A 12,364-nucleotide genomic window follows, 5' to 3' on the forward strand; every position below is an offset into this window, starting at 1 on the left:
GTGATTTGAGTCTGGAGTTTTTTATTAAAAGTTTTCTTTAGACATAATTTTAATGAGTAAATAATTTTTATTCGGTTTTTCTTAGAGAACGACTATCAAAATTCAACAATACTGATCGTGAAGCCGTCATATCCTTTAACACCAACGGTTTCTATGGCTGTTGAGCTCAATTCAGGATGGGCAGCAAGATCATCGATGAATGAGCGTACACCAATCACTCGGCCATCTGAGCTATTTGCGTCTAGAACAGCACCATCACGTACGACATTATCGCCAATGATGATTGTTCCTGATTTGGCTAATTTCAGTGCATATTCTAAGTAGACAGAGTTGTTTTCTTTATCCGCATCGATAAAGATCAAGTCAAATGGAACAGTTTCAGAGACTGCTAAGTAATCGAGATTTTCTGCAGCTGCGCCGATCAGAATCGTTACTTGCTCAGAAACATTTGCCATCATTAAATTTTCTTTGGCAACAGCCGCGTGTTTGGGATCAAACTCAAGAGAAATTATTTCCCCATCAGGTTCAAGAGCCTTAGCAAACCATAAGGTACTGTAACCGCCTAGGGTACCGATCTCTAGAATCCGTTTAGCTCCTTTGATTTTTGCAAGAAGATAGAGAAATTTTCCTTGACTGGGAGAGACATCGTGCGGCGGTAATCCATGCTTTGCGTTATTTTGTAGGAGTTTGTCAAAAAGTGGGTCGCTTCCTACCAATTTTTCACTAAAATAAGCATCTACATCAGAGAATGAATGTTCCAATGGATTCACTCCTTTTTCTTTATAGCATCAGTGTATCATGAAAGTAAATAAATGAAAGTCTATTCATCTCGGACAATTCAATTAGACTGATTGTGATAGATAAAGTATAATAGGTAGAAGGAATCAAAGTAAGTTAGGGGATTAGTAAAGTGCAAGGTATTTTTATAACGATCGAAGGACCAGATGGCGCTGGAAAAACAAGTGTCTTGAATGAATTATATCCAAGATTGGATTTGGCAGCAGAAAAAAGTATCATCAAAACAAGAGAACCAGGCGGCATTCCTATAGCTGAGAAGATCCGCAAAATCATTTTAGATCCAAAAAATCAAGAGATGGATGAACGAACAGAAGCGTTGCTTTACGCAGCAGCTAGACGTCAGCATCTGATGGAGAAAGTGTTGCCTGCGCTTGAAGCTGGCAAGATCGTTTTATGCGACAGGTTTGTAGACAGTTCATTAGCCTATCAAGGAGCTGGCCGCCGTATCGGCGTTGAAGCTATTGCCTCGATCAATGAGTTTGCGATCGAAGGAACAGTTCCTGATTTTACGATTTATTTGGATGTCGATTCTGATACAGGTTTGAACCGAATCAGGAATAATCGTCAACAGCAGATCGATCGATTGGATTCCGAGGGATTGGAATTTCATCAGCGTGTGCGTCATGAATACTTGAAGTTAGTTGAAGAAAATCCGCAGCGAATCACCAAGATCGATGCTAGAATGAGCTTAGAAAATGTTGTCGAAGCGACTTTTCAGGCAATTGTAACTCGTTACCCAGAATATTTTAGAATTTAGGAAGGTGTTTGACTATGAAAATTATTTTAGCGATCGTCCAAGACAAAGACAGTAACCGTTTAGCCAATGAGTTTATCGATGCGAATATTCGTGCAACGAAGTTGTCATCGACCGGGGGCTTTTTGAAAGCTGGAAATAGCACATTTATCGTTGGTATCGATGATGAGCGTGTAGAAGAAGCATTAGAGTTGATCAAACAAACCTGCCAGTCTCGTAAACAATATGTGTCAACACCAGTGACATTAGATATTACGATGGATGGTCAAGTACCTTATCCTGTAGAGGTCGAGGTTGGAGGAGCAACAGTCTTTGTACTCCCAGTAGAAGGATTCCACCAATATTAAGATGAACGAAGCACAATATTTAAGTGAGCAGCAGCCGTTGCTTTACCAACAACTTCAAAAAAGCTTTGAGCATGGTCGTCTTGCCCATGCTTATCTTTTTGAAGGGGATACAGGAACTGGTAAAAAAGAATTCGGGTTGTGGATGGCTAAACATGTTTTTTGTACCAATTTAATAGATAGTACTCCATGTAATCAATGCAATAATTGTTTGAGGATCAATGACAATGAACATCCTGATGTGTTGCGTGTAGCTCCTGAAGGTCAAACGATCAAGGTCGATCAGATCAGAGCATTAAAAGCAGAGTTCAGTAAAAGCGGTGTGGAAACAGCGCAAAAGGTTTTTTTGATCGAGCAGGCAGATAAGATGAGTATTGGCGCAGCGAATAGTTTGTTAAAATTTTTGGAAGAGCCGGAAGGGAAAATATTGGCGATTTTAGAAACAACTTCATTAGCAAAAATTTTACCAACCATTCAATCCCGTTGTCAGGTACTGCATTTTCAACCGCTTGTAAAAGAAAAATTGATTCATACATTGACAGAAACAGGTATCAGTAAAAATAGTGCAGCTCTTTTAGCAGAACTCACAAATAGTTTTGACAAAGCAGTTGAATTATCCAAGGATGAATGGTTTAATGAAGCTAGGGAAATTATGCAGCAATGGTTTGATTACTTGATCAAAGATGATCTGCAGGCCTTTGTATATGTTCAAAAAAAGATGGTCAAAGTCTTTAAAGAAAAAGAACAGCAAGCATTGAGTTTTGATTTACTACTTGCTTTTTACCGCAAACAACTCACTGACAGTGTCTCTAAGGAACAGCTCAAGCGTGTGATCGAACAACAGGCACAACGGCTCGAGCTGATTTTAAAAGCACGCCAAAAATGGGAAGCAAATGTCAGTTGGCAAAGTGTTTGTGAGCAATTAGTGATTCGAATGATCCACCCTAAAACATAAATAGGAGGAAGAAAATGGTAGAAGTAGTAGGAGTTCGTTTCCGTGAAGCTGGTCACATCTATTATTTTGCTCCTGGAAAATCAGAGTATTTTTACAATGATAAAGTTCTTGTGGAATCACAGCAGTCTAAACAGCTGGCCACAGTTGCGATACCTAAAAAAACGGTCGATCCGGAAGATTTGCCGGAAGAATTGAAGCCTATTTTAAATAAAGCATCAGAAACTGATTTAGAAAAAGAACAAAAAAATGTGGATGATGCACAAGCGGCACTAAGTGTGGCGAAAGAGAAGATTCGTGCGCATGAATTAGAGATGAAATTGATTCGTGTCGAGTATACATTTGACCGTAGCAAAATGATTTTCTATTTTACAGCAGATGGACGAATCGATTTTCGTGAACTAGTCAAAGATTTAGCTGCAATTTTCCGTACAAGGATCGAATTGCGTCAGATCGGTGTTAGAGATGAAGCGAAAATTTTAGGCGGAATCGGTCCATGCGGCAGACAATTATGCTGTTCAACTTTTTTAGGTGATTTTATGCCTGTTTCGATAAAAATGGCAAAAGATCAAGGACTATCTTTAAATCCTGTAAAAATTTCTGGCTTATGCGGGCGCTTGATGTGTTGCTTGAAATACGAAAATGATGAATATGAAGCAGCGAAAAAAGAATTGCCTGACTATGGAAAAGATGTCATGACACCAGATGGCAAAGGCCGAGTAGTCGGTTTGAATCTTTTAAGTAGAATTATCAAAGTTCGTTTAGTCGGACGTGAAACGGCCGTCGAATACGACTATGAAGAAATCAAAGAAGCAACAGAAAAAGCACAAGCTGAAAAAGGTGATCAGAATGGATAAGCGTTCTTTATACGATGGACTGAGTTCTCTTGAAACAGATTTACAGGGAACTTTGGGACAATTATCCGAAATCAAAGAAGCACTTCATGAGCTAGTCGAAAAAAATACAACGCTTGAGATAGAGAATCAGCGATTACGTGAGCATTTACAGGAAGTCACGAAGCTTTCAGAAAATACTGATGATCTTACTGATCCAGCAAAACAAGAGCTATCTAAATCTCGTATGAATTTAGAAAAGCTTTATGAAGAAGGGTTTCATGTGTGTAATATCTTATATGGTTCTCGTCGTGAAAACGATGAAGAGTGTGCTTTTTGTTTAGATGTTATTTATGGTGAACGATACAAATAAAGAGTTGACATGGAAAGTGTAGGACAGTGGTTATGTACATTTGTTTTGCACTTTTAGACTTTGAAGAGGCTGGGAGTGAAACATTTGTCCCACCTTTTTTGTGTAAAAGGAGAATGTATGCAAAAGCAAAAAAGTTTTGATTCAGCTAATCAGGGGCAGCTTTACTTAGTGCCGACCCCTATTGGAAATTTAGAAGATATGAGTGTTCGGTGTATCAATATTATGAAAGAAGCGACGATCATTGCGAGTGAGGATACCAGAAATACACAGAAGTTATTGAATCATTTTGAGATTTCTACTCCTCAGATCAGTTTTCATGAACATAATTATAAAGAACGAATTCCGCAATTCATTGAACGTTTAGCTTCTGGGGAAATGATCGCACAAGTGAGCGATGCAGGGATGCCATCCATCAGTGATCCGGGTCATGAATTAGTGACTGCTTGTATTGAAAATGACATTAAAGTCATTGCACTCCCTGGTCCAACAGCTGGCATCACAGCGCTGATCGCATCAGGATTATCTCCACAACCGTTCACTTTTTATGGTTTTTTGCCTAGAAAGAAAAAAGAACAGCTCGAGTGTTTAGAGCAGCTGAAGCAGGATCGTCCAACACAGATATTTTACGAATCTCCTCATCGAATCGCAACCACAGTGAAGCATGTTGCAGAAGTTTTTGGAGAGGAACGGAAGGCTGTGATTTGCCGTGAATTGACAAAGCTTCATGAAGAATATCTACGAGGAACGTTAGCTGAATTAAGAGATTATTTGGCTGATCACACCTTAAAAGGAGAATGCTGTCTATTAGTAGAAGGGTTTTCTGGAGAAACACTTGACCAAGAAGAGCTTCATTTATCGATCAAAGAACATATCGAACTTTTGATCGATGAAGGACTTTCTTCAAAAGAAGCGATCAAAGAAGTTGCGAAACAAAGAAACTTGAAAAAGCAAGAGGTCTATAAGGAATATCATATTAACTAAAATTTAGAAGAGTTTAATTAGTAGCGTGTCTTTTCTCTTCTTTTTCTATAATTTATGAAATGGAACAACGATCATTTTTTTGATTTTTGTCCCATTTTTTTCTCTTGAATTTATCATTTCTGAAAAAAATATGATACAATACGTCTTTTTTTTATTGTAAAATAGGGTATTAAGTTTTTTTAAAAGAAAAAAGCTTGATAAATATGCTGAGAATAACAAAGGAGAAGAAGGATGGACAAGAAAAGAATAGTTACTTTAATTCTAATGATTTTGGGCATTGTTGTGTTTGGGGAAACAACGGAAGCGGCTCAACTTGATTTACCAGTCAATACAATTACAGGTTCTGTTTATCAAGATATCAATGAAAATGGTGTGATGGAGCTGAAAAATTTTGAGATCACAGTTCCAAAACAACAGGTTCGTTTGTATCATTCATTGGTAGATGCACAACAAGATCAAAATGTCATTAGTGCGACTAATACGAATGCAGTAGGTATGTTTAGCTTTAGTAAACTAAAACGAGGAAATTATTATATCCGTTACGACTTTGACAAGGCTTATCGTCCGGTCAACTTTGCTCAAAATGTATTAGATGATGCTGGTATTCAAACCAGTGGTATCGCTAAAATAGATGCAACAAATCGTTCTAAATTATTATATACAATCGACCTTCCGCAAAAGCGTGTGACCAATTTAGAAATTTTACCTTTTGAAGATAAAAACTGGAACGGGTTAATGGATCCAGAAGAAGCAATTATGGATGGTAAAACAATAATCATTTTGAATGTTCGTCGTTTTTCTGAAGTTATCAAGAATAAAGAACTTGATGGTTTGGATGTATCCAAATTACTTTCGGGTGCTCTAGGAGGCAATCTCGACATCTCAGATGCGATTTATTTTAGAACGACAAAAAATGGTCAGCTCATAAATATGCCGGATGTCACTTCAGATTTATATATTATTATTCGCTCTCCATTCGATCTGACTTTGACCTCGATGGTTGGTAACATCACCAAGATCAATGCATTGTTGGCTATTATACAAGGTGGGGATATCGAGGCGATTTTGAATGATCCGGAATTGATCGCGGCAGGTGATATCGATACAAATTCAGATAATGAATATATCCATCTGTTAGCATCGATCTTACCAAAAATAGCTGATGAAGTGGATAAAATCAACTATAATGAGATCAGTGGAGAAGATAATGCTGCCGTGATCACGAAAACGACCAATCAGTTACGAGCAATTGAAACGTTACTTAATAAGATTCCTGCGATGCGCTTTGTCAAAGTAGATCATTTCGGAAATAGCTATGATTTGACAGGTCTGAAATTCAAACGTACAAATCAGTTTTTCTTTGGCATCAAAAAATATGCAACCTTATCAGGATATGCATTTAATGATAAGAATAAAAATGGTAAAAAAGATCTATTAGAAAGACTACAATCGACTGATCTAACTATTTATGATGCTAAAGGAAATGTTTTGAGCACTGTGAAAACACCAGCTAGCATCGGTGAATACAAATTGATCAACTTACCTTATGATCAAACTCTTTATCTAGGAATCCCTGAAAACCTAACGAGCACGACAGCAATGACTGTAGATAAACCAGCAGCATTAACAGACAAGAATATCATTGGTGAATACTATATAGAAGGAACTTCAGGAAACGCTAGTTTAAGACAAGATATCGGTATCATCAATTAATTAGAGAAATAAAATATCTCGGCACAAAAAAACAAGGACTGAAATCATTGTCATTTCAGTCCTTATTTTTGGTGAAATCGCTCTATTGGTATAGATGTCATTTTTCATCACGTGAATTGTCAGAAAAATCAAATTATTTTTTATTTTCAAGATATTTTCATAGGAAAATGAAAACAAGGATGCTAAAATACCGATAAAGCTAAATGAAGGTTGGCTTAATTTATTGATGGAGGGGTTTAATATGGAGGCAGGAAATATTGCGTTTATTTTGATATGTTCGGGTATGGTTTTTTTGATGACGCCTGCGTTGGCTTTTTTCTACGGAGGTTTGGAACGGCGCAAGAATATTTTGAATACGATGATGATGGTCATCTGTGTAATGGGACTGGCTTCAGTATTATGGGTGATGATCGGCTATTCTTTATCTTTTAGCGGCTCAAATGATTTTATTGGGAATCTTGACAAGCTATTCTTTAACCATGTATCGCTGACAGAAGGAGAAAAAATTCCGGAGGCATTATTCGCTGGTTTTCAAATGATGTTTGCTCTGATCACAACAGCAATTATTACTGGAGCGGTCGTTGGTCGAATGCGTTTTTCAGCAATTTTTTTATTTATTGGGATTTGGTCGCTTGTCGTTTATTATCCGATGGCTCACATGGTTTGGGGCGGAGGATTTTTAGATAAAATCGGATCGATCGACTTTGCTGGTGGAAATGTAGTTCATATCAGCTCGGGAATCTCTGGTTTAGTTTTAGCAATAGTTCTAGGGCAGCGTCGTGAATATCATCAAACGGAATATAGACCGCACAATATTCCTTTCGTTGTTTTAGGAGCCGGTTTACTTTGGTTTGGCTGGTTCGGATTCAATGCGGGTTCTGCTTTAGCAGCTGATAGTTTAGCTATTCATGCGATGTTGACAACTAATACTGCGGCGGCAAGCGGGATGCTGTCATGGATGCTTTTAGAGAAGTGGAAAATTGGTAAGCCAACAGTTGTTGGTGCTTGTACAGGAGCAGTCGTTGGTTTAGTTGCGATCACACCAGGAGCTGGCTTTGTTTCTCTTTGGAGTTCTTTTGTATTGGGCGCATTAGTTAGTCCATTTTGCTATTTTTTCATTTCTTTTGTCAAACATAAAATTGGGTATGATGATGCGTTGGATGCTTTTGGCTGTCATGGTGTTGGTGGTGTATTTGGCGGGATCATGACAGGAATTTTTGCTGATCCGGCGATTGGTGGCAAAACAGGCTTGCTTTATGGCGGAACAGAATTATTTATGGCACAGATTGCTAGTATCGTCTTCACGCTGATATTTGCAGGAGCAGCCAGCTTTTTGATCATCAAAGGAATTCAGCTGTTTATGCCGATTCGTGTTTCAGCTAAAGAAGAGGCATTGGGATTAGACCGGATCGAGCATGATGAAACAGCATATCCTACGTTTATGGGATTAGATTCATAGGAGGAAAAGAAATGAAAAAAGTGGAAGCCATCATTCAGCAAGAAAAGTTAGAAGAATTGAAACTCGCATTAGATCAGAAGTTGGATACGACAGGAATGACTGTCACACAAGTATTGGGATGCGGCAATCAAAAAGGATTAAAAGAGTATGTACGTGGACAAGAAATCATTACCACTCTTCTACCTAAAATAAATGTTAGCTTTGTTGTCTTCGATGAAAAAGTAGAAGACATCATTCAATTGATCTTGACTATTTGTCAGACAGGAGAAGTTGGGGATGGGAAAATTTTTATCTCTCCAATAGAAGAAGCTATTCGAATCAGAACAGGTGAGCGAGGAAAAGAAGCAATATAGTTTAAAAAACAGAGCATTCTGAAAAGATTGCTCTGTTTTTTTCCACTTATTAAGCAGTCGATTTTGACTAGAATGTATAATTTAAGTGCAACACCAGGAATTGAGGGTGGAAAATCTTGTTATAATGGTGTTGACGAATTATATCGACTAGGAGGTATTTAACAATGACTTCATATACATACCTTACGATACGTGAGCGTGAAATGATCTTTCTCTATCATGGTTTTGGTTTTACTATTCGTAGAATCGGACGCTTAATCAAAAGAAGCCCTTCTACTGTTATGAGAGAGCTTAAAAGGAATACTACTAAGTTTAAAGCATATTCACCTTCTCAAGCGCAAAAATCGTATCATATGAACAAGCAGAAATGCGGGCGAAAGAGAATCTTGGATCAATCACCTTATAAAGAAACCATTCGCAAACTCCTTAAATTATGCGGTATTGATTGTTACTTTGCAGATCCTTGGTCTCCATAGCAACGTGGGACTAATGATAATACGAATGGATTAATATACGGGAGTACTTATCGAAACGGACGGATATGACTCCAGTTTCAGAAGAGTATATTGAATCCGTCATTCATAAATTAAACAATCGTCCTAGAAAATGTTTGAACTGGAGAACGCCTTATGAGATATTTCATGATAAATCATTATGTTTAATTCAATAATACTAGTTAGATAAATTTTTCTCTTGCTATAAAGTGAACTTCAGAGTCTACAATAAGTGTACATGGAAGATATATTTAAGAAAGTAGTTGGTGGCATAGTGAAAACATTATATTTGATGAGACATGGTGAAACGCTGTTTAATCGACAGAAAAAAATCCAAGGTTGGTGTGACTCTCCTCTTACATCAATAGGAAAGAAACAAGCACTCATTGCAAGAAACTATTTTAAAGAGAATAATATCGTTTTTGATGATGCGTATTCCTCTACCTCTGAGCGGGCATGTGATACCTTGGAATTAGTTACTGATACCTCTTATAACCGTATAAAAGGGCTTAAAGAGTGGAATTTTGGTGATTTAGAAGCTGAGCATGAATATCTAAACCCACCACTTCCATATGGAGACTTCTTTGTTTCATATGGTGGAGAAAGTGAACAAGACTTTCAAGACAGGGTTTCTTCTAGTTTACTTACAATGATGAAACAGACTTCTGGAGAAATTATTTTAGGTGTCTCTCATGGAGCTTCTTGTCGTCAATTTATGCGGAAATGGCAACATACAAGCAACATAGATCAAAAAGAGCGAATCGGAAATTGTTGTATTTTGAAGTTCAATTTTGAAAAGGATACATTCTATTTAAAAGAAATCATTAATCATGATTTCTCTATGTTAAAGTAAAGGGGTCTATTAGAATGAATATAAAACAAGTGGCGGATATGTTCGATTTAACAGTTGAAACAATTCGCTATTATGAACGTGTAGGAGTGATTCCGCCAGTTAAAAGGGACAAAAATGGTTATCGCATATTTACAAAGCGAGACTTGAATTGGGTTTTTCTTGCTAGGAGTTTAAGAAATGCTGGGTTATCCATTGAATCATTGATTGAGTTTGCCACGCTGTCTCAATTGGAAGGCGATGAGCGACTCGCTCAAAAGGATATTCTAAAAGATCAATTAAAAGAGTTAGATGAGAAAATTGAAGAACTTACACAAGTTCGTAAGTTGCTTCAATATAAAATCACAACTTATGATGAACATATTGCAAAGTTTAGAGCTGGAAATATATCAGATGATGATATAGAGGAACTTTGGACAATGAAGCATATAAATAAGGACAATAAAAATGAAACGGAGGAAATAAATGATGCAAACAATTAAACTAAATAATGGAGTGGTTATTCCTGTATTAGGCTTTGGTACTTATCAGATAACAGATCCAAAAGAAGCAGAAGAAGCAGTTTATATGGCTATTCAAGCTGGTTATCGTCATATCGATACGGCGCAATCTTATATGAATGAAGAAGCCGTTGGTCGTGGTATTGCTAAGTCTGGAATTTCACGTGATAAGCTGTTTGTAACTACTAAAATTTGGGTCGAAAATGTATCGTATGAAGGTGTTATGAAATCCTTTCAAGAATCTTTAGATCGTCTGGGAATGGAATATATAGATTTACTGTTATTACACCAACCTTATAATGATGTATATGGTGCTTGGCGTGCAATGGAAGAATTACAAGCTAGCGGGAAAGTCAGAGCGATAGGCGTATCTAATTTTGCTGTTGATCGAGCAGTAGATCTATCCGAGTTCAACAAGATCACTCCACAGATAAATCAAATAGAAATCAACCCATTCAATCAACAGATTGAAAATATCCAAGCACTAAAGGAAGAAGGCATTCTTCCAGAAGCATGGGCTCCTTTTGCTGAAGGTAAAAACAATATATTTAAAAATGAACTTCTTATGAATATTGGAAATAAATATAATAAGACAGTGGCACAAGTAATCATTCGCTGGTTGTTAGAACAAGAAATTGTTGTTCTTGCTAAATCAATAAAACCTGAACGAATGATTGAAAATTTAAATGTTTTTGATTTCTCCCTATCTGATGATGATAAGCAAAAAATTGCAACCCTGAACGAAGGAGAAAGCCAATTTTTCTCACATGCAGATCCAAAAATGATCAAATGGATGGCAGGTAGAAAACTAGATAAATAAAAATATAAACATTTTTATTATTTTACATGTGTTGCACTTAATTGGACAATTCTAGTGATTGTAAATGAACAAACGTTCGTATATAATAAAGACATAAATGAAAATGTAGACAGGGGATAATTCATGAGAATCGGAGACGTTTTGTATGGACATTTTGAAGTAGAAGAAGTTCTAGAACAGCTGATTTTGTCAAATGAGGTTCAGCGTTTAAAAGATGTACATATGGCTGGCCCAGCCTATTTACAAAATCCATTGTGGAATGAGACACGTTATGAACATTCTGTTGGTGTAATGCTATTGATCAGAAAACTAGGAGGTACGTTGGAAGAACAGATAGCAGGATTACTTCACGATGTTTCGCATACAGCATTTTCTCACGTGATCGATCTTGCTTTGGAAAATGAATCAGATGATTATCATGAAAAAATCAAGGCAGATTTGGTGGAACATTCAGAATTACCTAAGTTATTGCAGGCATATGGTTTTGATTATGAACAGATTTTATTTGACGATCAAAAATGGACACTACTAGAGCAAGAAGCACCAAGACTGTGCTGTGATCGAATAGACTATACACTTAGGGAGGTACACCGTTATTTTGATGTTCCTCTTTATGAAATAAAACAATTCATCGAAGATATTCAGATCGATGACGGGCAAATCACCTTACGATCGATCGACTGGGCTGTTTGGTTTATCGATCAATACCATAAAGTTGTGATCGACTTTTTCTATGATCCTCGGAATATTTGCAGTTATGAATGGATGGCTCAGATCATTCGTATCGGTTTAGCCGAGGATATGATAACGATGATGGACTTGATGGTGACAGACACAGCGTTTATCGAAAAAATCAGAAGGATAGACTCTGAAGTGATTCAATCCTTGATAAAGCGAATGGAAGCACCAGCTTCTTATGTTGTTTGTAAGAAAGAAGATAATTATGATATCTATCAAAAAAAGAAGACACGAATCGTAGACCCTGTTCTTATAAGAGATAAGCAATTAGTTTCAGCATCCACTGTATCTGAAAAAGCAAGGAGCAAGGTAGAGCAGCTGCGTTCGGATAGTGAGCAGGGAATCTATCTTAAATTGATTTGATGATTGCTTGAGTGAATTTGACCAAAGGAGGATAGACTG

14 protein-coding genes and 1 pseudogene are annotated in these 12,364 nt (G+C 37.1%); 14 read left to right on the plus strand and 1 reads right to left on the minus strand.

The genetic code is table 11. The annotated features are described in order from the left end of the window. Positions 1 to 95: 95 nt before the first annotated feature. The gene (locus IGI58_RS12550; RefSeq protein ID WP_429953139.1) at positions 96 to 761 is read right to left on the minus strand and encodes an O-methyltransferase; all 666 of its coding nucleotides are present in this window, start codon (positions 759 to 761) and stop codon (positions 96 to 98) included. A 149-nt stretch (positions 762 to 910) separates the two neighbouring features. Here IGI58_RS12550 and tmk point away from each other — a divergent pair, with 149 nt between their 5' ends. The 14 genes and pseudogenes from tmk to IGI58_RS12620 all read left to right on the plus strand — a co-directional run bounded on the left by tmk (position 911) and on the right by IGI58_RS12620 (position 12,325). Further along, positions 911 to 1,555 (plus strand): dTMP kinase, encoded by a 645-nt coding sequence (tmk, locus tag IGI58_RS12555; protein WP_087639378.1) that lies wholly within the window; start codon positions 911 to 913, stop codon positions 1,553 to 1,555. A gap of 14 nt (positions 1,556 to 1,569) precedes the next feature. Then, positions 1,570 to 1,899, plus strand: a complete 330-nt coding sequence (locus IGI58_RS12560) for a cyclic-di-AMP receptor (protein WP_069662228.1) — start codon at positions 1,570 to 1,572, stop codon at positions 1,897 to 1,899. Between the two features lies 1 nt (position 1,900). Then, positions 1,901 to 2,851, plus strand: coding sequence for a DNA polymerase III subunit delta' (gene holB / locus IGI58_RS12565; RefSeq protein WP_429953138.1), 951 nt, complete (start codon positions 1,901 to 1,903; stop codon positions 2,849 to 2,851). A 14-nt stretch (positions 2,852 to 2,865) separates the two neighbouring features. Continuing rightward, positions 2,866 to 3,705, plus strand: coding sequence for a PSP1 domain-containing protein (locus IGI58_RS12570; protein WP_087639380.1), 840 nt, complete (start codon positions 2,866 to 2,868; stop codon positions 3,703 to 3,705). Next, positions 3,698 to 4,054 carry a DNA replication initiation control protein YabA gene (locus tag IGI58_RS12575; RefSeq protein ID WP_087639381.1) on the plus strand — a complete coding sequence of 119 codons (357 nt, stop codon included), beginning with the start codon at positions 3,698 to 3,700 and terminating at the stop codon, positions 4,052 to 4,054. The genes IGI58_RS12570 and IGI58_RS12575 overlap by 8 nt, the downstream gene beginning before the upstream one ends. A gap of 117 nt (positions 4,055 to 4,171) precedes the next feature. Beyond that, positions 4,172 to 5,035 carry a 16S rRNA (cytidine(1402)-2'-O)-methyltransferase gene (gene rsmI / locus IGI58_RS12580; RefSeq protein WP_225532861.1) on the plus strand — a complete coding sequence of 288 codons (864 nt, stop codon included), beginning with the start codon at positions 4,172 to 4,174 and terminating at the stop codon, positions 5,033 to 5,035. A 231-nt stretch (positions 5,036 to 5,266) separates the two neighbouring features. Then, entirely contained in the window at positions 5,267 to 6,748 is a 1,482-nt protein-coding gene (locus IGI58_RS12585) for an SdrD B-like domain-containing protein (RefSeq protein WP_429953136.1), read from the plus strand. Positions 6,749 to 6,989: 241 nt separating this feature from the next. Beyond that, the gene (locus IGI58_RS12590; RefSeq protein ID WP_429953135.1) at positions 6,990 to 8,207 is read left to right on the plus strand and encodes an ammonium transporter; all 1,218 of its coding nucleotides are present in this window, start codon (positions 6,990 to 6,992) and stop codon (positions 8,205 to 8,207) included. Positions 8,208 to 8,218: 11 nt separating this feature from the next. Further along, positions 8,219 to 8,560, plus strand: coding sequence for a P-II family nitrogen regulator (locus IGI58_RS12595; RefSeq protein ID WP_225532864.1), 342 nt, complete (start codon positions 8,219 to 8,221; stop codon positions 8,558 to 8,560). Between the two features lie 164 nt (positions 8,561 to 8,724). After that, positions 8,725 to 9,230 (plus strand): annotated as a pseudogene (locus tag IGI58_RS12600) (transposase). A gap of 95 nt (positions 9,231 to 9,325) precedes the next feature. Then, entirely contained in the window at positions 9,326 to 9,907 is a 582-nt protein-coding gene (locus IGI58_RS12605; RefSeq protein ID WP_429955298.1) for a histidine phosphatase family protein, read from the plus strand. 14 nt (positions 9,908 to 9,921) lie between these two features. Further along, the gene (locus IGI58_RS12610) at positions 9,922 to 10,386 is read left to right on the plus strand and encodes a MerR family transcriptional regulator (protein WP_429953134.1); all 465 of its coding nucleotides are present in this window, start codon (positions 9,922 to 9,924) and stop codon (positions 10,384 to 10,386) included. Beyond that, positions 10,373 to 11,224, plus strand: a complete 852-nt coding sequence (locus tag IGI58_RS12615) for an aldo/keto reductase (RefSeq protein ID WP_429955296.1) — start codon at positions 10,373 to 10,375, stop codon at positions 11,222 to 11,224. The genes IGI58_RS12610 and IGI58_RS12615 overlap by 14 nt, the downstream gene beginning before the upstream one ends. Before the next feature lie 123 nt (positions 11,225 to 11,347). Beyond that, positions 11,348 to 12,325: an HD domain-containing protein gene (locus IGI58_RS12620; RefSeq protein ID WP_429953133.1), complete on the plus strand. Its 978-nt coding sequence runs from the start codon at positions 11,348 to 11,350 to the stop codon at positions 12,323 to 12,325. The last annotated feature ends 39 nt before the right edge of the window (positions 12,326 to 12,364 follow it).

This window comes from Enterococcus sp. AZ020, from assembly GCF_050499205.1.
Classification (GTDB): Bacteria; Bacillota; Bacilli; order Lactobacillales; family Enterococcaceae; genus Enterococcus_L; species Enterococcus_L dunnyi.

Excerpts from the sequence above, each read along its gene's own strand:
- IGI58_RS12560 (WP_069662228.1), top strand. The coding sequence starts at position 1,570 with ATGAAAATTATTTTAGCGATCGTCCAAGACAAAGACAGTAACCGTTTA.
- holB (WP_429953138.1), top strand. The coding sequence starts at position 1,901 with ATGAACGAAGCACAATATTTAAGTGAGCAGCAGCCGTTGCTTTACCAA.
- IGI58_RS12570 (WP_087639380.1), top strand. The coding sequence starts at position 2,866 with ATGGTAGAAGTAGTAGGAGTTCGTTTCCGTGAAGCTGGTCACATCTAT.
- IGI58_RS12575 (WP_087639381.1), top strand. The coding sequence starts at position 3,698 with ATGGATAAGCGTTCTTTATACGATGGACTGAGTTCTCTTGAAACAGAT.
- rsmI (WP_225532861.1), top strand. The coding sequence starts at position 4,172 with ATGCAAAAGCAAAAAAGTTTTGATTCAGCTAATCAGGGGCAGCTTTAC.
- IGI58_RS12585 (WP_429953136.1), top strand. The coding sequence starts at position 5,267 with ATGGACAAGAAAAGAATAGTTACTTTAATTCTAATGATTTTGGGCATT.
- IGI58_RS12590 (WP_429953135.1), top strand. The coding sequence starts at position 6,990 with ATGGAGGCAGGAAATATTGCGTTTATTTTGATATGTTCGGGTATGGTT.
- IGI58_RS12595 (WP_225532864.1), top strand. The coding sequence starts at position 8,219 with ATGAAAAAAGTGGAAGCCATCATTCAGCAAGAAAAGTTAGAAGAATTG.
- IGI58_RS12610 (WP_429953134.1), top strand. The coding sequence starts at position 9,922 with ATGAATATAAAACAAGTGGCGGATATGTTCGATTTAACAGTTGAAACA.
- IGI58_RS12615 (WP_429955296.1), top strand. The coding sequence starts at position 10,373 with ATGCAAACAATTAAACTAAATAATGGAGTGGTTATTCCTGTATTAGGC.
- IGI58_RS12620 (WP_429953133.1), top strand. The coding sequence starts at position 11,348 with ATGAGAATCGGAGACGTTTTGTATGGACATTTTGAAGTAGAAGAAGTT.